This window comes from Nodosilinea sp. AN01ver1, from assembly GCF_050565655.1.
In the GTDB taxonomy this organism is placed as follows: Bacteria; Cyanobacteriota; Cyanobacteriia; order Phormidesmidales; family Phormidesmidaceae; genus Nodosilinea.
Genome location: NZ_JBNXVS010000055.1, coordinates 1 through 22,454, shown reverse-complemented (window position 1 = coordinate 22,454; position 22,454 = coordinate 1). Strand labels below are relative to the sequence as shown.

Annotated in this window: 23 protein-coding genes; 9 read left to right on the top strand and 14 right to left on the bottom strand. The window is 58.4% G+C overall.

Going from position 1 to position 22,454, the window contains the following annotated elements:
- The 4 genes from trpA to ACQ4N7_RS26420 all read right to left on the bottom strand — a co-directional run bounded on the left by trpA (position 1) and on the right by ACQ4N7_RS26420 (position 2,120).
- A complete protein-coding gene (trpA, locus tag ACQ4N7_RS26435; protein ID WP_430714435.1) occupies positions 1–789 on the bottom strand; it encodes a tryptophan synthase subunit alpha in 789 nt (262 codons plus the stop codon).
- 98 nt (positions 790–887) lie between these two features.
- Positions 888–1,187 carry a DUF3007 family protein gene (locus tag ACQ4N7_RS26430; RefSeq protein WP_430714434.1) on the bottom strand — a complete coding sequence of 100 codons (300 nt, stop codon included), beginning with the start codon at positions 1,185–1,187 and terminating at the stop codon, positions 888–890.
- Positions 1,188–1,192: 5 nt separating this feature from the next.
- Complete coding sequence (ndhL, locus tag ACQ4N7_RS26425; protein WP_430714433.1) at positions 1,193–1,438, bottom strand: NAD(P)H-quinone oxidoreductase subunit L; 246 nt, start codon at positions 1,436–1,438, stop codon at positions 1,193–1,195.
- Between the two features lie 175 nt (positions 1,439–1,613).
- Entirely contained in the window at positions 1,614–2,120 is a 507-nt protein-coding gene (locus ACQ4N7_RS26420; RefSeq protein WP_430714432.1) for an MOSC domain-containing protein, read from the bottom strand.
- Between the two features lie 498 nt (positions 2,121–2,618).
- Between ACQ4N7_RS26420 and ACQ4N7_RS26415 the strand changes: the two genes are divergently transcribed.
- The 4 genes from ACQ4N7_RS26415 (at position 2,619) to ACQ4N7_RS26400 (ending at position 10,997) form a co-directional block, all read left to right on the top strand.
- Positions 2,619–3,449, top strand: a complete 831-nt coding sequence (locus ACQ4N7_RS26415; protein ID WP_430714431.1) for a hypothetical protein — start codon at positions 2,619–2,621, stop codon at positions 3,447–3,449.
- Positions 3,449–7,156 (top strand): TonB-dependent receptor, encoded by a 3,708-nt coding sequence (locus tag ACQ4N7_RS26410; protein ID WP_430714430.1) that lies wholly within the window; start codon positions 3,449–3,451, stop codon positions 7,154–7,156. The genes ACQ4N7_RS26415 and ACQ4N7_RS26410 overlap by 1 nt, the downstream gene beginning before the upstream one ends.
- Positions 7,153–9,231 carry an OmpA family protein gene (locus ACQ4N7_RS26405; RefSeq protein WP_430714429.1) on the top strand — a complete coding sequence of 693 codons (2,079 nt, stop codon included), beginning with the start codon at positions 7,153–7,155 and terminating at the stop codon, positions 9,229–9,231. The genes ACQ4N7_RS26410 and ACQ4N7_RS26405 overlap by 4 nt, the downstream gene beginning before the upstream one ends.
- Before the next feature lie 104 nt (positions 9,232–9,335).
- Entirely contained in the window at positions 9,336–10,997 is a 1,662-nt protein-coding gene (locus tag ACQ4N7_RS26400) for a DUF11 domain-containing protein (protein ID WP_430714428.1), read from the top strand.
- Here ACQ4N7_RS26400 and ACQ4N7_RS26395 read toward each other — a convergent pair.
- Positions 10,994–11,539, bottom strand: a complete 546-nt coding sequence (locus tag ACQ4N7_RS26395) for a peptidase C15 (RefSeq protein ID WP_430714427.1) — start codon at positions 11,537–11,539, stop codon at positions 10,994–10,996. The two genes, ACQ4N7_RS26400 and ACQ4N7_RS26395, sit on opposite strands and share 4 nt — an antisense overlap.
- Positions 11,540–11,767: 228 nt before the next feature.
- Here ACQ4N7_RS26395 and hisH point away from each other — a divergent pair, with 228 nt between their 5' ends.
- The 3 genes from hisH (at position 11,768) to ACQ4N7_RS26380 (ending at position 14,390) form a co-directional block, all read left to right on the top strand.
- Positions 11,768–12,412, top strand: a complete 645-nt coding sequence (hisH, locus tag ACQ4N7_RS26390; RefSeq protein ID WP_430714426.1) for an imidazole glycerol phosphate synthase subunit HisH — start codon at positions 11,768–11,770, stop codon at positions 12,410–12,412.
- A 3-nt stretch (positions 12,413–12,415) separates the two neighbouring features.
- On the top strand, positions 12,416–12,973 hold the full coding sequence (gene rsmD, locus ACQ4N7_RS26385) for a 16S rRNA (guanine(966)-N(2))-methyltransferase RsmD (RefSeq protein WP_430714425.1): 558 nt from the start codon (positions 12,416–12,418) through the stop codon (positions 12,971–12,973).
- A gap of 154 nt (positions 12,974–13,127) precedes the next feature.
- The gene (locus ACQ4N7_RS26380; RefSeq protein ID WP_430714424.1) at positions 13,128–14,390 is read left to right on the top strand and encodes an MFS transporter; all 1,263 of its coding nucleotides are present in this window, start codon (positions 13,128–13,130) and stop codon (positions 14,388–14,390) included.
- 42 nt (positions 14,391–14,432) lie between these two features.
- Here ACQ4N7_RS26380 and ACQ4N7_RS26375 read toward each other — a convergent pair whose 3' ends face one another.
- The 7 genes from ACQ4N7_RS26375 to ACQ4N7_RS26345 all read right to left on the bottom strand — a co-directional run bounded on the left by ACQ4N7_RS26375 (position 14,433) and on the right by ACQ4N7_RS26345 (position 18,530).
- Positions 14,433–14,960, bottom strand: a complete 528-nt coding sequence (locus ACQ4N7_RS26375; RefSeq protein ID WP_430714423.1) for an HPP family protein — start codon at positions 14,958–14,960, stop codon at positions 14,433–14,435.
- A gap of 302 nt (positions 14,961–15,262) precedes the next feature.
- The gene (locus tag ACQ4N7_RS26370; protein WP_430714422.1) at positions 15,263–15,685 is read right to left on the bottom strand and encodes a hypothetical protein; all 423 of its coding nucleotides are present in this window, start codon (positions 15,683–15,685) and stop codon (positions 15,263–15,265) included.
- A 74-nt stretch (positions 15,686–15,759) separates the two neighbouring features.
- The gene (locus ACQ4N7_RS26365) at positions 15,760–15,981 is read right to left on the bottom strand and encodes a UPF0175 family protein (protein WP_430714421.1); all 222 of its coding nucleotides are present in this window, start codon (positions 15,979–15,981) and stop codon (positions 15,760–15,762) included.
- A gap of 55 nt (positions 15,982–16,036) precedes the next feature.
- Positions 16,037–17,398, bottom strand: a complete 1,362-nt coding sequence (gene miaB / locus ACQ4N7_RS26360) for a tRNA (N6-isopentenyl adenosine(37)-C2)-methylthiotransferase MiaB (protein WP_430714420.1) — start codon at positions 17,396–17,398, stop codon at positions 16,037–16,039.
- 118 nt (positions 17,399–17,516) lie between these two features.
- On the bottom strand, positions 17,517–17,735 hold the full coding sequence (locus ACQ4N7_RS26355) for a hypothetical protein (protein WP_430714419.1): 219 nt from the start codon (positions 17,733–17,735) through the stop codon (positions 17,517–17,519).
- Positions 17,736–17,833: 98 nt separating this feature from the next.
- Positions 17,834–18,223 carry a HEPN domain-containing protein gene (locus ACQ4N7_RS26350; protein ID WP_430714418.1) on the bottom strand — a complete coding sequence of 130 codons (390 nt, stop codon included), beginning with the start codon at positions 18,221–18,223 and terminating at the stop codon, positions 17,834–17,836.
- A complete protein-coding gene (locus ACQ4N7_RS26345) occupies positions 18,198–18,530 on the bottom strand; it encodes a nucleotidyltransferase domain-containing protein (RefSeq protein WP_430714417.1) in 333 nt (110 codons plus the stop codon). Before ACQ4N7_RS26345 ends, ACQ4N7_RS26350 begins: the two co-directional genes overlap by 26 nt.
- 315 nt (positions 18,531–18,845) lie before the next feature.
- Here ACQ4N7_RS26345 and ACQ4N7_RS26340 point away from each other — a divergent pair, with 315 nt between their 5' ends.
- A complete protein-coding gene (locus ACQ4N7_RS26340; RefSeq protein ID WP_430714416.1) occupies positions 18,846–19,106 on the top strand; it encodes a DUF4926 domain-containing protein in 261 nt (86 codons plus the stop codon).
- 141 nt (positions 19,107–19,247) lie between these two features.
- A complete protein-coding gene (locus tag ACQ4N7_RS26335) occupies positions 19,248–20,147 on the top strand; it encodes a DUF4238 domain-containing protein (RefSeq protein WP_430714415.1) in 900 nt (299 codons plus the stop codon).
- A gap of 141 nt (positions 20,148–20,288) precedes the next feature.
- On the opposite strand, the gene ACQ4N7_RS26330 is transcribed toward ACQ4N7_RS26335, so the two are convergent.
- Both ACQ4N7_RS26330 and ACQ4N7_RS26325 read right to left on the bottom strand, forming a co-directional pair.
- Positions 20,289–21,869 (bottom strand): hypothetical protein, encoded by a 1,581-nt coding sequence (locus tag ACQ4N7_RS26330; protein ID WP_430714414.1) that lies wholly within the window; start codon positions 21,867–21,869, stop codon positions 20,289–20,291.
- 99 nt (positions 21,870–21,968) lie between these two features.
- Complete coding sequence (locus ACQ4N7_RS26325) at positions 21,969–22,205, bottom strand: helix-turn-helix domain-containing protein (RefSeq protein ID WP_430714413.1); 237 nt, start codon at positions 22,203–22,205, stop codon at positions 21,969–21,971.
- Positions 22,206–22,454 lie beyond the last annotated feature (249 nt).

Genomic DNA, 22,454 nt, shown 5'->3' with positions numbered 1-22,454 from the left:
CTAAGCAATGGCGGCCTTGAGGCGGCGGCAAAAGTCACCGATGGTGGACAGGGCCGTCTCCGGGGCGTCGGCGGCCAGCCGTTTGACAAAGGCGCTGCCCACAATCACGCCGTCGGCCCCCCAGGCTTTGAGCTGCTGAGCCTGGTCGGGGTCTGAGACGCCAAAGCCTACGCCGACGGGTTTGTCGGTGGTTTGCTTGAGGCCATCGATCAGGTCTTTAACCCGGCCTTGCAGCTCGCTGCGGGTGCCCGTTACGCCGGTGACGCTGACCAGGTACACAAACCCCTGGGCCTGGGCTGCGATCGCCTGAATGCGATCGGGCGGCGAGGTCGGGGCCACCAGCAGAGTGACGTCGATACCGGCGGTCGCGGCAGCGGCTAGCAGCGCCTCGACCTCCTCTAGGGGCAGGTCGGGCACCACCAGCCCGGCTACCCCCGCCGCCGCGATATCGGCCATAAAGCGATCGATGCCCCGGTTGAGAATGGGGTTGTAGTAGGTGAACAAAATCAGCGGGGCCTGCAGCTGTAGCCCCTTCACCATCGAGAGCACGGCATCGAGGGTGACCCCTTTCTCCAGGGCGCGGGTGGCGGCAGCCTGAATCACCGGGCCATCGGCCAGGGGGTCGGAGTAGGGCACCCCCAGCTCGATGAAGTCGGCCCCGTTTTGGTCAAGCACCCCCAGGGCCGCAGCGGTCGTTTCTAAATCGGGGTCGCCAGCGGTGATAAAGGGAATCAGGGCACATTCGCCCCGCGCTCGCAGGTCACGAAAGCGATCGGAAACAAGGGCCATAGCGAGGTACCGAAGACTGAGTCCAGAGAAATTGACCAAAGAGACTGGGGCAAATCATTCGCCCAATACAGCACTCTAGGGCAAGAGAGGCACCGCGTCTATTTTTCCTGGTCCAGCTTTTCCTGTAGGGCGGTCAGCTGCTCTGGGCTCAGCTCGTCGAGCCGCCGCTGGAGCACCGCCGACTCGTAGTCATCCATTTGCTGGTTGAGGGTCATATTGCGGGTGACCACCCGCAGCAGATAGCTGGCTAACCAGGCCACTACGCCGCCTACCATCACCGCCTGGCTCCAGATTCCAGCGGAGATACCGTCGAGGCCAAACAGCCGAAAGCCCAAAAACAGCCCGCCTCCAGCCAGAAAAATGCCGAAGCCAACGGCAATTACGTCAATGCGTCGCATGCTCGCTAGGCCTTAATGTCACGCGGCTGGGGGCGGAAGTTGAGAAAGGGGCTAAACAGCAGCATTCCGGGGAAGAAGACAAAGACCAGCCCGTACAGCAGGGTGCGCTCGATGGACCCGGCGATGTACCAGCGCCGCCGCACATAAAAGAGCAGAGCCAGGGGCACCACCAGTAAATAAGTTCCGGCGATGCCAGCGTACAGCCCTGCCGTCAACAAAAATTCGTTCGATAGTCCCGATAGTATGGTCATGGTGAATATCCGCTAGCCGAGCTGAATGTAATGTTGGCAAGGGTGAAATGACCGGAATGCCGTCATCCCAAATCATTATGCTTCTAGGACCCCTTTGAAGTCCCTGCCTGAGGTCATTGTATAGGGGTTCTGGGCAAAGGAGAACGGTTGGGGCAGACATGGGCGCGGGCAAGCCTCATGCCCTCGGGGCCGATGGCGCAGACCCCAGCCTAGCAACTGCCACCGTAGCGCGATCGCCCGTGGTCAGCTGCCCCGGCTGCAGCACCCGCGCGTACAGCCGACTGCTGCCGGGGTAGTGGGTATGGCTAATGCGGCTGTAGCGGCGATCGCTAAACCAGCGCATGATGGTGCGGCAGGGCGGGGCGTAGTCGGTAATTTCAACCCGCACCTGTTCCCCCAGCTGAAGCTGGCTGCCTGGCCCCAGTTCTGCCCAGTTTAGACCGGCCAGGGTGAGGTTTTCGCCTGCGCTGCCGGGGGCGATGGGGTGGCCTTCTAACTGCAAGGTTTCGATCACCTCTAAAGACCACAGGCACAGGGCGCGATCGGGCCCGCCGTGAAATTTGAGATCGCGCTGCTGGTCGCCGCTGAGGCCGAGGGCGGTAGCCTGGGCGGTCATGACCGCTAGCTTGGGTACCCCACCGGCCGAGATATTAATCTGCGCAATGTGCCCCTTACCTGTCATGGCGTTATGCCTCAGCGTTAACGACAGAATCTCAGGCCGAAATGCTTTTGGCCTGAGATTAGCAAAGCACAGCAAGAGCTGCCTTTATGAATTTCATATAACCGCTGTGATATGGTCTAGCCCAACTTGCGGTGGCCCGCGCTGGGGCTGCGATCGGCAGCAGCGGCCAGGGCTGCCCCAGGGTGCATTGAGAAAATCCGGATCCCATAAAAAAACTTAACAGGGAATTTATGGGTATTTACGGATGCCCTTGGTATGATTTGGCGAGTTTGACGACGACAAGATATTCCTTTCGGTCGTTGACGCCAGGGCTTAACGCCCTCCAGGAGTGAATCGAAGACGCAGGTGGGCTACGGCCAACCGGGGTGTCAGTGGTGTGAAGAGTGGTCTCAGAGGGGTGGTGTGAGACGTAATCAGCGACAACTATACCGGGGGCTGCTGTTCTTGCTGACCCTGGTTTTAAGCTATTGCCTAAGCTATGTCGGGCCACCGTCACCGGTGGCGCAGGCTCAGAGTCGAGTATTTGTTAACCAGGCGACGGCCCAGTTTGACGGCCCTGAGGGGCCGGTGACCGTCGCCTCCAACGAAACCCGGGTTGGCGAAACCATTGTGCCTCTACGCATTGTCAAGACCGCCGATCGCGCGGCGGCAGAGCCCGGGGATGTGGTGGTCTATCGACTGCTCGTAACAAATCCTTCGAGTCGAGCGGCAACCCCGCTGACGATTACAGACCAGCTGCCCCGAGGCCTGATCTATGTGCCCAACTCGGTAGAGACCACCCCGCTCCAGCCCACGCAGCAGGAGATTGCCGACAGCAGTCTGACGCTGACGTTCGCGTCACTTGAGCCGGGTGCCTCGGTATCGATCGCCTACGGCGTGCTGATTACACCCGATGCGGTGCGCGGCGACGGGCGCAACGTGGCCCAGGCCGCTGCTCCAGGGTTTACGCCAGCATCGGCACCATTTCAGCTGACAATTCGCCCCGGCATTGTGTCCGACTGCGGCACGATCTTAGGCCGGGTGTTTGTGGATAAGAACTTTGACGGGCAGCAGCAGCCCGGTGAGCCTGGAGTGCCCAACGCCGTCATCTTTATGGACGATGGCAACCGGATTTTGACCGACCCAGACGGGCTGTTCTCGCTGGCCAACGTGCTGCCGGGCTACCGAGTTGGCACCCTCGACCTGTACAGCCTGCCGGGCTACACGCTGGCCCCCAACCTCTACCGCATTGAAGACAACAGCGCCTCTCGCTTTGTGCGTCTGTCGCCGGGTGGTCTGGGCCGTATGAACTTTGCCGTTACACCGACCTTTGGGGAGGAGCAGTCATGATGCCTCTGTCTTCTCGTTCACTGGCTTCTCGTTCGCTGGGGTTGGGCCTGTTGACCACCCTGGCCGGATCTTTTGGGCTGCTGCTACCCGGTCATGCTGCCCCCGGTGCTCCGGGGACAGCGGCAGACTTAGACCTCTCTGGGGGCTCGACGGTGGAAGCCATAGCTGCTCCCCCCGCCGTCGAGGCCTCCGATCTGGAGCGCTCCACGGCAGAGGGTTCTACCCTAAAACCCCCAGCAGACTTGGTTCCGGGTGAAACCCTGGAGCTGACGCTGCCTGGGCCAGCGGTGAGTGCTCCGACCGCACCAGCGATCGCGGCAGAAACCTGGGCTGACCCAGAGGCGGCGATCGCGGCGGCCACCGTGCTGCCCCAGGGCCAGCTGCCCGCAGCGGTGGAGGTCGAACCCGGTGGGGCGGTGCCGCTAGCCAATCGGCGCGAAAATGCCGAGCTTTTTGACTTCCGGTTTGGCGGCGATCAGCTGCCGCTCAACCCGCCCTCGACCTATCCCCTAACGCCAGTGGGGCCTGGGGCCGAGGCGGCCTACACCCTCACTCTGGCTCCCGAGAGCGAGGTTCAGATTCCGGCCAACGGGCGATCGACGCTCACTCTGGTGGGGGCGGTAACAGCAGAGGGCGGCAGTCCTCTGGCAGACGATGTGGTCGTGACGCTGACCAGCACGGCTGGGGAGTTTGTTGGGGCCGACTACGACAGCGATCGCGGTGGGTTTCAGGTGCTGGCCCGGCTGGGGCAGTTTGAGGCTGAGCTGCGATCGCCGCTCGATGCCCAGCCCGCCACGGTGCAGGCCTTTGTCAGTGCCCAGACCCTGCGGGAGGTTGACCCCAGCCTGGCCCGCGACTATCCCGCGTTAGAAGCTACCACCCAGGTAAGCTTCTACACCGATCTACGCCCCACCATCATCTCTGGGGTAGTCGATTTTCGAGTGGGGCGGGGTGGCACCAACTTTCTAGGCAGCTTTAGAGACTTTCTCAACCCCGATTCGCTCAGCGACGACGTGGAGGTGAGCTTTACCAGCGGGCTGTTTGCCACCGGGGCCGTGGGCGACTGGCTGTTTACCGGGGCCTACAACAACACGCGCGGCCTCAACGATCGCTGCGATGGCAGCAGCCTCTACCGCGATGTGCAGGCCTGCGAGCAGACCTATCCGGTCTACGGCGACAGCTCCACCACCGACTTTCTCACCCCCTCTATCGACAGCCTGTACCTGCGCTTTCAGCGCGACTCGCTGGTGCCCGATGCTGGGCCAGACTACTTCATGTGGGGCGACTACGGCACCCAGGAGTTTGCCGGTGAGTCGCAGCAGTTTACGGCTACGGTGCGTGAGCTGCACGGCTTCAAGGGCAACTACACCTTTGGCAACGGCCTGCAGCTCACCGCCCTCTACGCCGACAACGTGCGGCCCTTTCAGCGCGACACCATCGCCCCCGATGGCACCAGCGGCTACTACTTTTTGTCGCGGCGGCTGATTTTGCGGGGCAGTGAGAATGTGTTTGTCGAAACCGAGGAGTTTAACCGTCCCGGCACCGTGCTCGAGCGCACGCCGCTGTATCGCGGCGTCGACTACACCATCGACTACGATCGCGGCACCCTGCTGTTCGACCAGCCCATCGACGCGGTCGACCTCAATCCCCTGGGCGTTACGCTGGTGCGGCGCATTGTGGTCACCTACCAGGTCGAAGACGCCTCGGTACGGGGCAACCTCTACGCTGGCCGCCTGCAGTACCGCCCCAACGGCGACGACGGTGGTGTGGTCGGAGCTACGGTACTCAACGAGGATCAGGGGGCGCAAGACTTCACCCTCTATGGCGTTGACCTGCTCTTTCCCCTGGGCGAGCAGGGCCTGATTTCGGGCGAATTTGCGCGCTCGACGTTCAACGCGGGGGCCACCAACAACCAGGGCAACGCCTACCGCATCGAGCTGAGCGGCACCCCCTTTGACGGAGTGACGGGGCAGGCCTTCTACCGCTCTACCGACAGCGGCTTTAACAATACCGCCACCAGCACCTTTCGCCCAGGGCAAACCCGCTGGGGCGGCCAGGTGCTGGCCCAGGTCGGGCCTCAAACCCGCCTCCGCGCCGTGGTCGATCAGGAGCGCAATCTCGGCACCGCCGCCGCCGTTCAAACCTCTGCCGCCGGGCTGCTGCGCCCCGGCCAAACCGCTATTCAGGGCGGGCGGGTAGACAATACCCTGACCGAGCTGCGGGCCGGAATTGTGCAGCAGTTTGGCTCTGCCACCCTGGGCATCGATTTCGTCAACCGCAACCGCAGCGATCGCATTGCCAATACCTCGGCCAACGCCAACCAGCTGGTGTCGCGGCTAAACCTGCCGCTGACCGAAACCCTCAGCGCCCTGGCCCAGAGCGAGCTGAACCTGGGCACCACCGACCCCCTCTACCCCACCCGCAATACAGTGGGCCTGGAGTGGGCGGTGCAGCCGGGGGTGAGCCTGCGGCTGGCCCAGCAGTTTTTATCGGGGGGCAGCGGGCCGAGTTCGATTACCAGCCTCGACACCCTGGTCGACTACGAGCTGGACGAAAATACATCCCTGACCAACCGCTACTCGCTGCTGGGGGGCTACAACGGCATCACCGGCCAGGGGGCGATCGGCCTCAATCACCGCCTGGTGCTGGCTCCTGGCCTACGGGCCACGTTTGGCTTTGAGCGCATTTTTGGCGACGGCTTTAACCTCACCGGGGCGGGCCAGCAGTTCGCTCAGCCCTTTGCAGTGGGCCAGGGGGGCTCGTCATCCTTGGGGCTGCTGGCCTCTACCGTCTATTCGGTGGGGCTAGAGTACACCGACAACCCCGACTGGCAGGCCAGCGGTCGCTTTGAGTATCGCGACTCGCCGGGGTCAAGCAACATCGTACTGGGGGCCGCTGCCGCTGGCAAAATTACCGACTCGCTCACCGGTCTGGCCCGGTTTGACCTGGCCAATTTTGCCAACCAGACCATCACCGATGCCCTGGGCAATTCCGCTAGCCTGCGTCTGGGGCTGGCCTACCGCAACCCGGTCAGCGATCAGTTCAACGGCCTGCTCAGCTATGAGTATCGCCGCAACCCCGGCAGTACCCCTGACAGTATTTTGCAGGGCACCAGCTCCGAGGCCCAGGACCACACCCTGGCGCTAGAGGGTATCTACGCCCCCAGCTACCGTTGGGAATTTTACGGTAAGTACGGACTGCGCTACAGCACGGCCAACCTGGCCGAAAACTTTGGCTTCTCCAACAGCATTCACCTGGCTCAGGCCCGGGCTACCTATCGGTTTGCCTACCGCTGGGATGTGGGAGCTGAGGTGCGCTGGCTGGGGCAGCCCGCCGTGGGCTACAACGAAACCGGCTTTGCGCTGGAGGCAGGCTACTACCTCACCCCCGATGTGCGGCTGGGGCTGGGCTACAGCTTTGGCGGTGCCAATGACGGCTCGTTTGTGGGCGGCGGCGGCTACCGCTCGGCCAGCGGTCCTTACTTTGGCATTACCGCTAAGGTCAACCAGTTGTTTAACGGCTTTGGGGTGCAGCCGGTGTCGCCGCCCCAGCAGCAGGACTCTTACGTTGATGAGGCAGCCCTAACCGACATCCCCGAGCCTCCAGTAGGCGAAACCGAGGTGCTCGAGCCCGGCTTAACGCCCGAGGCACCCCCCGAGGCCTTTCAGCCCGAGGTAACAGACACGGCCCCAGGAGGTGAGGAATGAAGCAGCAGTGGTGGATAGGATGTGGTGCCGTCGCCCTGAGCGTGTCGGGGCTGGCCCTCACGGTGACGCCTGTGGTAGGGCAGTCGGCATTGACGGGCTACAGTCTGCGGGTCACCAGTCCTGAGGATGGGCCGGTGCAGCCCGACGAGGGGCTGACGCTGCGCGAAGCCGTCGAGCTGGCCAACGGTACGCTGGCTCCTGAGCAGCTGAGCGAAGCCGAGCAGGCCTTTGTGCAGCCCCTGCCCACGGGTCAGGGATCACAGATTGGCTTTGACCTGCCGGTGGGCCAGACTACCATTGCTCTGGTGGACCTGCTGCCGGAAATTGTCGCCCCCGAGCTGGTGATCGACGGCACCACCCAGGCAGGCTACGACGCCAGTGCCGGACTGGATCCTAAATTTCCGCCTGCGCCTGTGGTCAGTTTGACGGTGGCCGAGGGTAGCGAAGTGGCGCGCGGCCTGACCATTGCCGCCGATGGCGTCACCGTGCGAGGGCTGAGCCTCTACGGGTTTCGCACCAGCGATCGCGCCACCCAGACCACGCCGCCCGCCGATATCTTCATCAGCGCCCTGGCCCCCCCAGTGGACTCTAGCCCCCTAAGCGCTACCCTAGACCTGTTATCTCTAGATGATGCCGACGCTGCCCCTCGCGGCGTTGTCATCGAGCAAAACTGGCTGGGGCTGCCCCCCGACGGCGAGTTTCCGGCGGTGCCGTCGGCCTTTGGGGTCAACGTCTTTAACGCGGTAGAAACCACTATTCGCAACAACCGAATTCAAAATCACGACGGCAGCGCCATCATTACGGGCTTTCGGGCCGACGGGCTGCAGGTAAGCGAAAACGCCATCATCGGCAACGGCCTGGCGGGGATGCCCGACGCCATTCGCCTGGAGGGGGCGATCGCATCCAGCGCCATTACCGACAACCTAATCTGCGCCAACGACGGCAGCGGCATCTACTTCTTTAAGACAGAGGGGGCAGCCCAGGTATCGGGCAACGCCATTCAGTACAACGGGCGACGGTTTGAGCGCGCTGCTGTGTACCTGATGGGTAACGACCACCAGCTCAGCGACAACTTTATTGGCTACCAGCCGGGGCCGGGGGTGGCGGTAACCGCCTACCCGCTCAGCCTGCGCAACCAAATTCGCGGCAATCGCTACGCTGGGCTAGACGGCCTCAGCATCGACCTCAACACCCAGGGCAATACCGGGGTGCAGGACTTTCAAAAAGGGGATGGCCCCAACCCGCCCCGTAACTCCTACCATCGCCGTCGCGAAACGGGTAATGCGGCCATCAACGCCCCCGAGTTTGATGCCTATCGCGTTGTCAGCGGGGCCGCCGAAGTCACCCTGACGGGGACGGCTGACCCCGGCAGCGAGGTCGACCTCTACCGGGTCGCTGAGGAGGGCTTTCCCTACAGCCCCCTGAGCGAGCCCCTGGGTACCGTGACTACGAGCCCAGAGGGCACCTTTAGCGCCAGTCTGGCCCTGCCGCCCGGCACCAGGGTGAGCGCGATCGCCTCTGACCCTGAGTGGGGTACCTCAGAACCGGCCCCTGTTGCCGCCGTGCTGGCCGCCGATGGCAGCCTGCCCGATCTGCCCGCCCCTTCAGTTGAGCTGCCCACCTGCGCCGCGCCGGTGCCGCCACCCGACCCCGTCGAGCCGCCGCCGCCGCTGGAGCCGCTGGTGCTGACCGTACCCCGCAACATTCACTTTGCCCTCGATCGCTCAGACATTAGCCCCGAGAGCGCGGTCATCCTCGATCAGATCGCGGCGGTCATGCTGGAGTATCCCTTCCTGACGGTGGAGCTGCACGGCCACACCGACCCCCGCGCCAGCGCCGCCTACAACCTGGCCCTGAGCGAGCGCCGCTCCCTCGCCGCCCGCAACTACTTGGTTCGCCAGGGCGTGCCGCCCGAGCGGATGCGGATTGTGCCCTTTGGTGAAACCCAGCGGCGCAGCCAGGGCAGCGGTCGAGTCGAGTACGCCCGCGATCGCCGGGTGGAGTTTGTCTTTACCGACCTGCGCGGTCTAGACATCATCTTCCAGGACCAGGAGGCCGACCTTCAGCTTGAGTAACGGTGGTCGCCTGTCGCGGTTGCGATCTGCTCCGCTCTGCGACGCTGCCTTGCCCCTTCCCTGCTTTCATCTTGCCCGATAGGTGATTCTCTCCGATGGCTGTCATGCGTTCATCTTGCAACTTCTCTCCCGACACCCAGGGCTACTCTCCCCGCCAGCCCTGGTGGCGTTGGGCCAGTGGCTTCGTGGTAGCACTGTGGTGCTTGGTGGCCATGCCTAGCCCAGCGCTGGCTCAGCTTTCTCCGTTGGCTTCTGTCACTGAGATCATCACCACGTCTCAGGCGGCAGTGGTCACTGCTTATCCTGGGGCTCCCTACGCCAACCCTTGTGACGCCACCGATAGCAACGCTCCGGGTGGGTCGGGCTTCGCAAACTGTACCGCCTTGGGCACAGTTAACCTCACCTTTGGGGGGGGAGCTGAGGTCGTTTTAGAGGCGGTGATTGCAGCGGGCAGCCGCTTCGAACCCGCGCGCGAGCTACTGCCACCAGCGGGTTTGCCCGAGCGGATCGTGTTCCGCCGCAACGGCCCTAATGTGGGAACCGGCGGTGCCCAGCGGGATCAGCTGTTCTATGCGTCGGTGTCTGCCAATCCTAGCGACATCGTGCTATCGCCTGGGGAGCAAAACAACCCCGATCTGGCACTGCTGAGCCGTTCTATCAATCGAGGCATCGACAACGTCTTTAACAATGTTTCGGTGTCCACCAACAACCAGGACACCCGCAACAACATTGAACGAATTGACTACCTAATCGGCAACCCTGGAGTGACGCTGCTTGCCACAGAGGTGGGCGACGTGGGGTTCTTAATTCAGGAGCGGGGTGGTAACGATGCTTTTGCCATTGCAGCAGTTACGGCTGTGGATCCAGGAACGGGAGCTCCTACTGCCTACGGGCCGCTGGTGCAGGTAACCGCAAACGCCTGGGGCGGCAGCGGCAACATTGGCGTCAACTTTCCATCGGTGGTGCTGCGCCGCGATGACCCAGCCAATGCAGCGCCCCAGTTTCGCCCCACCCACCCAGTGCCCGAGCAGAATGTGCGGGGGATCTTTTTTCCCATCAACTCGCTGCTGCCTGCGCCCCAGAGCACTCAGCCATTTTTTGGCTATTCGCTGTTTGCCGCCGACGTGCCTTCGGGGGCAAACCTGGTAGACTTTGCTACTTTTCCCACTAATACAGTGGGCCTGGGGGGCAACGCTCCTGGCGGACTGGACCTGGTGGCGGGTGGCTTCGGCCTGGTTCGGCGGGTAACCCCCCCTCCGGTTGCCGCAGGTGAGCTGGCGCTGCTAAAGCGGATTACCAACCTGTTTGGCCCTGCGCCGCTGCCTAACTTCAACCAGGTTATCGGTGACGGTGCTACCCTAACGCTGCTGCAAAACAACGGTCTGGGCCAGGGCATTGACGTGATTAATGACCCACCGGTACAGACCAGTGACGGTATTGAGTACACCGTTTACTTCGCTAACTCTGGAGCTGGGGCTGCCAACAACGTCGTGCTGTGCGATCAAATTCCGATTGGCACTACCTTTAACCCCAACAGCTTTGGGACTGGGCAGGGCATACAGGCGATCGCATCCTCCGCCCCGGCTGGCCCTGTAGTCACCTACACCAATGCCAATGACGGTGACCCCGGCCAGTTCATTGCCCCCGGGGCGGCGCTGCCACCCTTCTGCGGCGTCAACCAGGGCAACGGAGCCGTGGTGGTCAATGCGGGCACCGTCGGCAGCAACCAGGTGGGGCTAATTCGGTTTAGAACCACCGTCGACTAGGCCATTTTTTGGCAGCGATCGAGTTCTACATCTAAGCGGCTGGTCAACTTGGCCAGCCGTTTTAGTATCAGCGTTAGATCGTGGGCCAGCAGTGGCTGAGTGGCCGGGGTGAGGGTTGGAATGTGCACAAAGAGAGCCTGGACAGGCCAGCGGTACTGGGCGATCGCATCCAGCAGCCGGTAATAGAGGTGGTTGCAGACGTAGGTGCCCGCGTCGTCACTGATGCCCGTAAGGTGGGTGCCCGCCATCAGTTTCTCCAAGGGCAGCGGGGTCTCCAGGGCCAGGTCATTTCCCTTGCCGTAGCGCTCCAGGTGCAGATGGCTGCGCCCCTCGGCCATACCGCAGCACACCACCACGGGCGATCGCAACTCAACCAGCTTGGCCATCACCCGAATTGGAGCCAGCTCAAAACTGACCGGAATGTGGCGCAGCACAGTAGTGCCGCTGGGAATTTGCTGCCGCTGGTGCAGGTAAGCCACCAGGTCATCGGCGGCGTTGGAGGGTTGGTGGGCACGCCAGGGGGCGAAGGTGGTGAGGAGCATGGGGGGGGTAGATGGGTGGATGGGTGGACGGGTGGATGGGGGAGAAACTGTAGCGTGGGTTAGGCCGTAAGCAACCTCTTTCGGAGTTAAACGAAACAGGCCTTGGCCGTAACCCACAAGAGAGCCTTCCGCATCCAGAAATCCAAAATCTAAAATCCAAAATCCTTCCCGGCCTGCCAGGTAGGATAGAGTCTTAATGAATTTCGATGCTAGAGGGCAGGAGAGCAGATGGCTAACATCGCCGTAATCGACTATGACATGGGCAATCTGCACTCGGCCTGTAAGGGACTGGCGCTGGCGGGGGCGACACCGACGATTACCGATGTGGTGGCTGACCTGGAGGCTGCCGATGCGCTGGTGCTGCCCGGCGATGGGGCCTTTGACCCGGCGATGCGGCACCTGCGCGAGAAGGGGCTGATTGAACCCATTAAGCGAGAAATTGCGGCGGGTAAACCTTTTTTGGGTATTTGCCTCGGGCTGCAGCTGTTATTCGACGGCAGCGACGAAGGGGTTGAGCCAGGGCTGGGACTGATTGCGGGCCGCATTCGCAAGTTTAAGAAAGAGCCTGCGATCGCCATTCCGCACATGGGCTGGAACCAGCTGACTCTGACCCAGCCCCATTGTCCGCTGTGGCGGGGGGTGGCCGATGGCGACTGGGTGTATTTTGTCCACTCCTACTATGCCGAACCCAGCGACCCGGCGGTGAATGCGGCGACGACCACCCACGGTAGCCAGACCGTAACGGCGGCGATCGCCCGCGACAATATCATGGCTATGCAGTACCACCCCGAAAAGTCGGCCCCTGCTGGCCTGGTCATGCTGGCTAACTTCGTCGCCCTGGTCAATGCCCAAACCCCGGCGGCTGTGGGCTAGTCTATGCTGCGCATCTACGGCAACCGCGCCCTCAAAACCCTGCCCGGTTTAGACACTCGGCCCACCTCGGCGCGGGTGCGCGAGGCGCTGTTCAACATTTGGCAAAGCCGCATTGCTGACTGCCGCTGGCTCGACCTCTGCACGGGTAGCGGCGCAATGGGGGCCGAGGCGCTCTGTCGCGGCGCGGCAGCGGTGGTGGGCATTGAGAAGTCGCCCGAGGCCTACGCCATTACCCGCGAAAACTGGCAAAAGGTGGCCCAGAGCGACCAAACGTTTAGCCTGTTTCGCGGCGACGTGGTGAAGCAGCTGTCGCGGCTGCATGGGCAGCCCTTCGACTGCATTTACTTCGACCCACCCTACGACAGCGAGCTGTACCTGCCTGTTCTCGAACGGGTGGTGAGCCTCAGCTTGCTTCGGCCCACGGGTGAAATTGCCGTGGAGCATCGCCCCGACGCCTGGACTGCGATCGCTATCCCTGGGCTAGAGCTGGTGCGCCAAAAGCACTATGGCACCAGTCATTTAGCCTTCTATACGCCAGTCGTAACCACGCCTCAGGCCTAAAACGATCGTGATTTGGCGCTGCCGAGGGTGCCCTGGAGATTAAAAGACGTTGCCTTGTTACAAGGCGTAAAGCTTGATACGCTTTATGCGTTGCGCCAAGTCAGGAAACCCTGACTATTGATCGCTCCAATGTCAGCCCTCCACGATTTGTTTCATGGCCAAACATAACTCAGGTAATCCGGGCTTTCCCCACTGGGAAGAGGCCGACCCAGCCCTGCGGCTGCGGCAGCACAACCGCCTCTTCGCGCTCCTGGCGATCGCGGCGGGGCTGGTCTTTCTTCAGGGCTATATGATTGCCCCCCTGATTCCTCGCCTGGCCGAAATCTTTGATGTCTCTGCCCAAGAAATTGGCTTCATCGTGCCGGCCTACATGCTGTCCTACGCGGTGGCGGCGCTCTTCTACGGCATTCTCTCCGATCGCTTTGGTCGCTGGCCGCTAATTCGCATTTCGCTGATTATTTTTATTGTCTGCACCGCACTCACCGCCACCGCCCAAACGGCAGGCCAGATGAGCTTTTGGCGGTTGCTGACTGGCCTGGGCGCAAGCGGGGTCATTCCGCTCACCTTTGCCTTGATTGGCGATCTGTTTCCGTACAACCAGCGCGGGGCCAAGCTGGGTTTGATCTTTGCGGCCATGGAAGGAGGCATGGCCGCTGGGTCGGCGGGGGGCGCTATTTTAGAACCCTTTGTGGGCTGGCGAACCTTGTTTTTGGGCACGGCCACGGCGGCGGCCCTGGTGCTCTGGCGGCTGCGGCGCTACGGTGCCCTGTTTGACGAGCCTAAAATCGCCAAGCTGCCTGCGATCGCCGCAGTCTTTGCCGGGTACCGAGCTGTATTGTCCAATTTTCGCGGCGCTCGCACCTACGCCTATGTGCTGTGGAACGGGGTCTATCACTCCGGCGTTTACACGTGGCTGGGCCTCTACATGACCCAGCGCTACGACATGGATGCCCTGAGTATTGGTCTAACCATTTTGGGCTACGGCATTCCGGGGCTAATTTTTAGCCCGCTGATTGGCAAGGCGGTCGATCGCTGGGGCCGCCGCTGGCTGATCCCCCCTGGCTTGGCCATGGCGGCCCTGGCCGGGCTGTCGATGATTCCCTACATTCCTCCCATCGGGACGACCACCGCTATCTTAGTTCTCTCACTGGGTTACGACCTGACGCAGCCGCTGTTTGTGGGCATTGTGACCGACCTGGGCGACGGCAAAAGTCTGGGGCAGACCATGGGGCTCAAGGTTTTTGTTCTGTTCACGGGGTTTGGCTTGGGCAGTCTGCTGTTTGGCGAAGCCCTGCGCTGGGGATTTATGCCCGCCCTGGCTATATTTGCAGGCTTGCAGCTGGTGGCGGCGATCGCCGCCGTGCCGCTCTTCTGGCCAGAAAAGCCTCAGTCCCTATCTCAGCCAGCCTCAGACTAAGGGCCAGTTGGTAGCCGCGATGGCAGTCCAGTGGTGAGGCTATCAAAGCCAGTGCTTTGGATAAGGGCGGCCCGGAATCCAGCGGCTAAAGGCCACCGTACAAAGCACTAGCAAAACCGCCCCTGTAAATACGGGGGTCAAGACAAAATCCCAAGAGGCGTCGCTCATGACGCCCACAAGAGCGATCGCGCCTGCGGGAGGGTGCAGGGTGTGGGTGAGCTGCATCAGCTGAATCGAGGTGGCCACAGCCAGCGCCATCACCCAGGGCGCAGTGCCAAAGAGACTGACGCAGGCCACGCAGACTATCCCCCCAATCACACAGCCACCAACCACGTTGCGAGGTTGGGCGAGGGGGCTGTCGGGCACGGCAAACACTAGCACCGCCGTGGCCCCAAAGGGGGCAACAATCAAGGGATAGCCGGTGTAAACCGTGAGATAGGCCAGGACGGCAATCCCCACAAAGCTGCACAGGTAAGAGGTGAAAATTTGTTCGTGGGTGAACTGCGGCTGATGGGGTGAGGGGCGCAATAGCCTGAGGTTTCGAGGCGCAGGTCGATAGTTAAGTCTCATAGTGGTGTCCGCTATTGGCCCTTGACTGTCTAACTGCTCAACGCAGTCGATAAGCAAAAATACTCTGGAAGCATTTTGTCATATTTTGATGACATAGCTGCACAAATGTAGTCAAAAGCACAGAAATTAGAAACTCTTGGGTGGAATGAGTTGGGCGATCGCGCCCTCTACTTTCTGCAATGCTCATTGGCAAAACTGCTCTGAGGCGGCGATCGCAGCACCTACAACGCCTCCCCCGTCAGGCTAGAGGGGCGCACTTAGATCGAATCTCATAACTTCTCACCCCTCAGCGCCGGAAGCCATTACTCACCAAAGACTTCAAAAAGTCCAGCGTGCAGTCTCTTGCCAATGCGTCCAGCCTTTAACAACTCCGCCAAGCTAGCCTTAGCCACAGTTGAAGAAATAATTTGCTCTCGGTAAGCCTTGAGAATTTGTCCTGCCAATCCAGAGAACCTTAAGCCGAGGGCTTTAGCGACCTGCCTACCTCGCTCTTCCTCAATCAGCAGAGGCAATTGCTGCTGCCAAGCCAGCTGAATAGCTTGCCTTTCCCCAATATCCAGTAGCTCATAGCCAGGGAAAATTTCTGCGGTGGCGACGTCGACGACAGAGACAAAAGCGCCAAAATTGTAATAGTTCCGGTAAGCTTCCCAGTCTGAGAACATCCCCTGACAGAGTTCCTGGGCAACAGCCTCTGGAATCAAAATTTGGCTATAGAGCTGCTGCATCCAGCCATACCCATCCGATAGCTTTTCCAGGCTAATCAACGGCCCAGTATCACTAACGATGCTCTCCCGAGCCATCAGGCGGTTAGCTCAATATCAAGGTTATCGTTACTATCTACTAAAGCTGAGAACCCGTAGTGGGGCAGCATTTCATCAAAAGACCGACGCGTTATATTCAAAATCTGACAGGCTTGATGAGCCGACAATTTACCCGTTGAATACAGCACAGCCATCAAAGCTTCTTTGACATACCTTTGATCCACGTTCACCGAGTCCGGCAGTTCAAGCTGCATCTGCATAGAGAGTATCCCTACTTGAGCCATTCAGCCATTATGACTGATCATCCCGCTCAACTTAGCCAGCAGCAACTAGCGACTGAATCGGCTCCCCAGTCAAACTAAAGGGGCGAACTTCGGTGATCTTAACCTGCACCAGCTCGCCCTTCAGCACCGCAATATCGCCCGCAAAAAAGGCCAGGCGGTTGCCGCGAGTGCGGCCCATCACCTGAGTGGGGTCTTTGGGATTGACGGCTTCGACCAGCACCTCTTCGATGCGGCCCGCGTAGCGCTGCGATCGCTCCGCCGCCTTCGTATTCACCAAATGATTTAACCGCTGGAGGCGATCGGCCTTCACCTCTTCCGTCAGCTGGTTTTCCCACAGGGCGGCAGGGGTGCCGGGGCGGGGCGAATAGGCCGCCGTGTTGAGCTGGTCGAAGGCGATATCGTTGACCAGATCCAGCGTGTGCTGAAACTGCTCCTCGGTTTCGCCAGGAAAGCCCACGATCGCATCGGCGCTAATCGCCGCATCGGGCATGTAGCGACGCACCGTATCGATGATGCGGCGATACTTTTCGTGGGTGTAGCCCCGCGCCATGGCCTTGAGCACCTCGTTGTCGCCCGACTGAAAGGGAATGTGGAAGTGCTCGCACACCTTGGGCAGCTCGGCGCAGGCGCGAATCAGCCGCTCGGTAAAGTAGCGGGGGTGGCTGGTGGCAAAGCGAATGCGCTCGATGCCGGGCACATCGTGGACGAAATACAGCAGGTCGGTGAAGGTGTGCTGGTGCCGTCCGTCGGCGGTAGAGCCGGGCAGGTCGCGCCCGTAGGCGTCGATGTTTTGGCCCAGCAGCGTCACTTCCTTAAAGCCCTGGCGACCCAGTTCCTCCATCTCGGCGCGAATGGCCTCGGGGGTGCGCGACTGCTCGACGCCGCGCACACCGGGCACGACGCAGTAGGTGCAGCGCTCGTTGCAGCCGTAGATCACATTCACCCAGGCGGTGATGGTGCTGTCGCGGCGGGGCTTGGTGATGTCTTCCATGATGTCCACCTCTTCGGTGGCGACCACCTGGTTGCCGTCGAGCACCTGCTCTAGCAGGTCTTGCAGGCGGTTGGCGTGCTGCGGCCCCATTACCAGGTCGAGTTCGGGCACCCGGCGCAGCAGGGCTTCGCCCTCTTGCTGGGCGACGCAGCCAGCCACAATCAACGTCAGGTCGGGCTTTTCGTGCTTGCGCTTGGCCTGACGACCCAGATAGGAGTAAACCTTTTGCTCGGCGTTGTCGCGAATGGTGCAGGTGTTGTAGAGCACCACATCGGCCTCGTAGGGGTCGTCGGTCCAGCTCAGGCCCATGGTGTCGAGAATGCCGGCCATGCGCTCGGAGTCGGCTTTGTTCATCTGGCAGCCGAAGGTGGTGATGTGGTATTGACGAGCAGAACCGGCCATAGGTTTGGGCTTAAGCAGCAACAACGCAGTTTCCCATTTTAGCGTTACACCATCCATTAACGCTTACACGAATATATCTGTTGAGCAGAGCGCTGCTGACTAAGCAATAAACAGCCATTTAGCGCCGTTCGTTCAGGAGTGTTTGAGATATCGCTTCGCCCTGCAGGGGAATGGGTTCAAAGCTATTGTTAGTCGCTTCACCTTTGGCTTCAACAGTTTTGAGGGTGACGCTTTCGCGAAAGAGCCGGACAATCTGTAACAGATTGGGCAGGTACTCGGGGGGCGTTTGCTCGATCTCTTGTATTACGGCATTGAGCACAACATTGGTGGATGTCATGGGGGAAGCCTGTGGTTGTTGGGGTTTGGCACACGACTCTCTTTAGTGTAGCCCCGGCGAAGGAAGTCTAAGTCGCTGCCTAGATCCATAAACCGGCTCTATACTCTTTGCCTGACAAAAGCTCGAATTTCTTTTGCACAGGTTAAGGCTCTTTGGGCTTCTTGAAGGGTGGGTTCATCTAGCTCGTCGTCTGGATAGCGCACGCCTGTAGCGTAATCCTGTAGCTCTGAGGCTATATCAATTATTTCCGTAAACTCGGGTTTTTGCTCTGCGCAAAGTTGAGTAAGGTAGGTCAGCTCATGTACAAACTTAAAGGGGATGCCACGGGCAACGAGATAACCCTTGAGGTATTTCTCGGCGCACTGCTGAGCGTGGTAGCAAACGATATCTAGTAGAGGATTAGCTGCATTGAGGAGTAACTCAGCGGCTTGTAGATCGGCTTCTGCTTTGGCAAACCAGGCGTCAGGCGGGTTGCTTTTGGCGGTCATAGAGCACAATTCCTTCGGTGAGTACCTGGTGGGCAAAGCTGCCAGGTACGTGCTTCCACTGTTTAAGGGTCTGGGCTGAGCGAACGACGATGTCGATAGGTTCGGTGTAGGTTTCGGCCAGCATTTTGAGGATGGGTGCGCTGCGCTGGCCCCGAGGGGGTAGGGTTTCGACCACAATGAGGAGATCTAGGTCGCTGTGAGGGTGAACTTCGCCACGGGCGTAGCTGCCAAAGAGAATGATTTTCTCTGGCTGAAAATGCTTGCCGATCGCATCGCCAATTTGCTGAATGGTGGCTTGGGTGAGCATATGAGCAAGCCTCGTTCAGGGTTAGCAGGGTTCACCATAACCCGCTCTGTGATTAGACTTTAACATAAGCCATCGGTGTGAATGATCGCAGCCACGGTAGGGTGGGCACTGCCCACCAGTGGAGGGAATAGGCGATCGCGCCCCAATGCCGCCTCCCAAAATTGCCTGGTTTCAGGGAAGATTGGGCTAACTAGCGTAGCTTAAGTTTCATGGTGGGCGGTGCCCACCCTACTCGGTTGTACTGCGGACACTGTGGGAAATTCGCACTGGCAAGTCTGCCGCCCGTTTGGTTTCAGCGTTCATCAAATAAAAGCTATGGGTACTGTGACAAGTTTGGATACGATTGCCAACTTAAAACCGATCGCCCGCGATCGCCTCACGCTGGTCGAGCCTGAGTTTGAATCGATTCAGCAGATTCCTGTTGGGCAAGTGGGCACAGTGCTGGAGATTTATGAGGGGGAAAACCCTAGCTATTTAATTGAGTTTGCGGATTTGAAAGGCCGTGAATACGCGATGGCGGTGTTAACGCCCGACGAAGTGCTGCCGCTGCATTACGAACTGCCAATGGCGAGCTAGGAGGAAGGTTGTTTGTGTGGTCAGCGATCGCAACTACGGTAGGGTGGGCACCGACTACTGTGGAGGAAGGGGCGATCGCCCCAATACAACCCGCTAAACTTGCCTGGTTTCAAAGAAGATATCTTGATCTAAAACAGGATAATGAAGAAGCGTCGCCAGCATTATGTGTGGAGACATTATTTAGAAGCATGGGCACCTACTGGCAAGCTGTGGTGCCATCGTCTCGGTGAAAATGTGTTTCTAGCAAGTACACAGAATGTCGCCCACGAAAGAGATTTCTATCGTCTTCGTGAAATGTCTGAATTTGACCTTTTAGTAGTCAGAAAGCTAGCAATAGAACCACTAGAACCAGATCTACGCAAGATTGCCGAGGGGTGGATCCCACACTTCACGTATGCCTTTATTCTCCAGCGACAATTTCAGGACACTGGATCTCCTGAGTTAGAGGCTGCCTTTGACGAATGCATCAATAATCTGGAGGAAAACATGCTGTCTAATCTGGAAGGGCGAGCACTTCCCTTTCTGAAGTCACTTCGCAACGAAGAGCCTACGTTGCTTACCGATGCAGAGGAGTCTATCTTTCACACTTTGTTTATTGCTGCACAAATTTTCCGCACACCGACCATGTTTGATAGTATGACAAACGTCTTAAGGAAAATACCAGGTTTCAATGCTGAGGCATCCTTTGGTTTGATCCGCACAATTTTTTCATACAATCTTGGTCGCTCGTTCTGGCTTGGGAGGAATACTTTACGTGTAACTTATCTCCGCACCAATTCTATTCCTCTCATCACGGGTGATCAACCAATAGTAAATTTGAGGGCGATCGATCTTGAACCAGGTGTGCCCCCGCAAGAGGTTGAACTCTACTATCCAGTATCTCCAACTTTAGGGGTTCTGTTTGACTTTGACGCTCCTTCTCGTTCTTCCACCGTGAAGCTTCTAACCATAGAGGAAGTGCGCGTATATAATCGGGCTATTGCTAAAAAATCGACACGGCAGATTTATGGCATCAACCGCGCTTCAATCGAAAATTTATAAGTTAGAAGCGAAGGGTAGTGGCGGTCTCCTCAATACAATCTGCTAGACTTGCCTAGCCCTGTAGGTTGGGTGGCGCGAAAAAACCCAACACAACTAGATCTCCATGTTGGGTTTCGCTTTGTTGCACCCAACCTAAAACTGCTATTCAAAATATGCCTCTGCCTCTTTCAGGTTTTTTTCTGCCTGGGGACAATAGTTTTCCACAGTCGACTTGTCGCAAGTGGAGCACATTACAAGATTGCTAATCGCTACTTTTAAGAAAAACCATTCCTGAGAATTTAGTTGGTCAGCCCTTGAGGCTAAAGTCTTTGCTTGCGACATCCTATCGTTTAAATCACTAAAGCAAAAAGGAGAATCAGGATCTTGTTGAAGATACGAAAGATTTTGCCTTCCAGCTTTCAATAAAGAGCTGGCTTCTTCAAAGACAGCTCTAGCTTCAGCCTCCTCAGCTTGTTGTATTCGATCAGCTTCTTCTACATCTCCAACAACGAAGTTCATTTCAGCATCTAAAACCTGTGCTGGCCCAGTCGACAAATCTGTATTCTCACTAATGCAAGAGCTTTTAAGAGAGTTTAGCGCTGGCAATAAGTCTTCTGACTGCCAAACCGTATTAAAGACACTCATAACCTTAATATTATAATTACCTTTAAATTCTCGGCCATAATTTGGAAAGTTTTTGCTGCGAACCCGTCCTCCTTCAACTTTCACCTTAGATGATTCTGCTAAAACCGCATGTCCAGAAAAGGTGAACATCATTTCAGTACCATCTGGAAGATTAGTGTTGGCGATGAAATAAATATCAGATCCCTCTGTGTGCTGAGACACAAAAAGCCTAAGATTCTCTGAATTACATGACGTGTCTAGAGAAAATTTTCCAAGCGCATGATCCAAGTTAGGTATATATTCAATTGCTTTTTGTTGAGCCACCTGGTAGTTCTGGTTAGTCTCTGGAACAGCCTTCATTGAATTAATAGCTTGAGTCCACAGATTTGCTATATTTTCCCACTCATCAGAAGTTTTAGCTGTCTGGGCGGCTTCTGCCGCTGCCATCGCCTGGTTGACGGCGTCTGCAAATGTTCGGTCTTCGGCAGGAACAGTGGTTTCTATAACTTCTTCGGCTACAGCCAATTCTGTCGTTGGCGTTTGAGGCTCTTCTTGGGCAACTCTTGGCTGTGTCCCAGAGAGTAGTTGTATAAGGAAGTATAGTAGAAGCCAAAGTGCGCTAGCGGTTGATGCACCAACTTTATTTTTTCTAGGCCATTGGCTCAGCCAAGCAAGGGGGATGCCGCCGAGCGGAAAAAATATCAGTAAGCCAATAACCAACCAGTTTTTTTGATACCAAGATTTTGACTCTTTGCCACCAGACAAGGCTTTTTCAGCAGGCTTAGATACCGCTAATGAGCTATCAGCCACAGATTGAGATTCTGCCTTCGTTTTTCTCAGCAAGTCCCACTTGTGAGACCAGGCATCAGCTTTTCCGATCGCTCTTGCTGTCACAGTAGCCCGCTCAAAGCCTACAGGGGCAATACTAGCCAGTCCTTTCTGAATCATAGGCAGCAGTGCTTGATCCGGTAATTCTTTGCCCCGCACTACAATCTTGAGCAAAACCCCTGAGCTAGTCACCCGAACGGTAACTCCTTTCGACTCGAATGACTTATTCATCAACGCTTCGAGTGCTTTGATATCCCCTGCCTTGGCAGCAGCTTTGAGGGAGTCCGTCATGGGAGCCACCGGGTAAACCTATTCGCTACTTCATCCAGGGTGCTCAGTTTCAGGAATTTTCCCGGTTATGGGCCACCCCACTACCAGTAGTATGCGTACTTACGAATCTGAGAGTACGTCGCCAAGGTACAGCTTTACGAAATCTTCGGCTGCTTGAGAATTAAGGCTTTTCAGGGCTTCAACAATTTCTACCACCGTATCTGCCGACGGGTCTCTATCCCCTTTTACCCAGCGGTAGACCGTCGTGCGTTCAACCCCCATTGCCTTTGCCAGACCGTACTGAGTAAGGTCGTGCGTCTCTAAAACCTGCTTGAGCACAGTGCCTGCTTTTCCCATGACCCGATGATCTCAGACCCTTGCAGGTAAAGAAAGGGTTCCGAACGGTTGACATCCAGTTGGCATATTACTAGGCTTGGTAAATCCACATTCCTACTGCTGGTGTTTCCCATGCCTCAAGCGTAATTGCTCAACTAGGTTGACGGGTACCGGCGAATGAGAGAGGGTGGTAGACTTTTGCCATGAAAGACCTGCCGCCCTTAGAAGGCCTTAGTTCTGAGGAGAAAGATGCTCTGATTCGAGAGCTGT

Excerpts from the sequence above, each read along its gene's own strand:
- ACQ4N7_RS26380 (WP_430714424.1), top strand. The coding sequence starts at position 13,128 with ATGGCCAAACATAACTCAGGTAATCCGGGCTTTCCCCACTGGGAAGAG.
- miaB (WP_430714420.1), bottom strand. The coding sequence starts at position 17,398 with ATGGCCGGTTCTGCTCGTCAATACCACATCACCACCTTCGGCTGCCAG.
- ACQ4N7_RS26355 (WP_430714419.1), bottom strand. The coding sequence starts at position 17,735 with ATGACATCCACCAATGTTGTGCTCAATGCCGTAATACAAGAGATCGAG.
- trpA (WP_430714435.1), bottom strand. The coding sequence starts at position 789 with ATGGCCCTTGTTTCCGATCGCTTTCGTGACCTGCGAGCGCGGGGCGAA.
- rsmD (WP_430714425.1), top strand. The coding sequence starts at position 12,416 with ATGCTGCGCATCTACGGCAACCGCGCCCTCAAAACCCTGCCCGGTTTA.
- ACQ4N7_RS26430 (WP_430714434.1), bottom strand. The coding sequence starts at position 1,187 with ATGCGACGCATTGACGTAATTGCCGTTGGCTTCGGCATTTTTCTGGCT.
- ACQ4N7_RS26325 (WP_430714413.1), bottom strand. The coding sequence starts at position 22,205 with ATGGGAAAAGCAGGCACTGTGCTCAAGCAGGTTTTAGAGACGCACGAC.
- ACQ4N7_RS26345 (WP_430714417.1), bottom strand. The coding sequence starts at position 18,530 with ATGCTCACCCAAGCCACCATTCAGCAAATTGGCGATGCGATCGGCAAG.
- hisH (WP_430714426.1), top strand. The coding sequence starts at position 11,768 with ATGGCTAACATCGCCGTAATCGACTATGACATGGGCAATCTGCACTCG.
- ndhL (WP_430714433.1), bottom strand. The coding sequence starts at position 1,438 with ATGACCATACTATCGGGACTATCGAACGAATTTTTGTTGACGGCAGGG.
- ACQ4N7_RS26400 (WP_430714428.1), top strand. The coding sequence starts at position 9,336 with ATGCGTTCATCTTGCAACTTCTCTCCCGACACCCAGGGCTACTCTCCC.
- ACQ4N7_RS26395 (WP_430714427.1), bottom strand. The coding sequence starts at position 11,539 with ATGCTCCTCACCACCTTCGCCCCCTGGCGTGCCCACCAACCCTCCAAC.
- ACQ4N7_RS26365 (WP_430714421.1), bottom strand. The coding sequence starts at position 15,981 with ATGCAGATGCAGCTTGAACTGCCGGACTCGGTGAACGTGGATCAAAGG.
- ACQ4N7_RS26350 (WP_430714418.1), bottom strand. The coding sequence starts at position 18,223 with ATGACCGCCAAAAGCAACCCGCCTGACGCCTGGTTTGCCAAAGCAGAA.
- ACQ4N7_RS26330 (WP_430714414.1), bottom strand. The coding sequence starts at position 21,869 with ATGACGGACTCCCTCAAAGCTGCTGCCAAGGCAGGGGATATCAAAGCA.
- ACQ4N7_RS26340 (WP_430714416.1), top strand. The coding sequence starts at position 18,846 with ATGGGTACTGTGACAAGTTTGGATACGATTGCCAACTTAAAACCGATC.
- ACQ4N7_RS26335 (WP_430714415.1), top strand. The coding sequence starts at position 19,248 with ATGAAGAAGCGTCGCCAGCATTATGTGTGGAGACATTATTTAGAAGCA.
- ACQ4N7_RS26375 (WP_430714423.1), bottom strand. The coding sequence starts at position 14,960 with ATGAGACTTAACTATCGACCTGCGCCTCGAAACCTCAGGCTATTGCGC.
- ACQ4N7_RS26420 (WP_430714432.1), bottom strand. The coding sequence starts at position 2,120 with ATGACAGGTAAGGGGCACATTGCGCAGATTAATATCTCGGCCGGTGGG.
- ACQ4N7_RS26405 (WP_430714429.1), top strand. The coding sequence starts at position 7,153 with ATGAAGCAGCAGTGGTGGATAGGATGTGGTGCCGTCGCCCTGAGCGTG.
- ACQ4N7_RS26410 (WP_430714430.1), top strand. The coding sequence starts at position 3,449 with ATGCCTCTGTCTTCTCGTTCACTGGCTTCTCGTTCGCTGGGGTTGGGC.
- ACQ4N7_RS26370 (WP_430714422.1), bottom strand. The coding sequence starts at position 15,685 with ATGCAGCAGCTCTATAGCCAAATTTTGATTCCAGAGGCTGTTGCCCAG.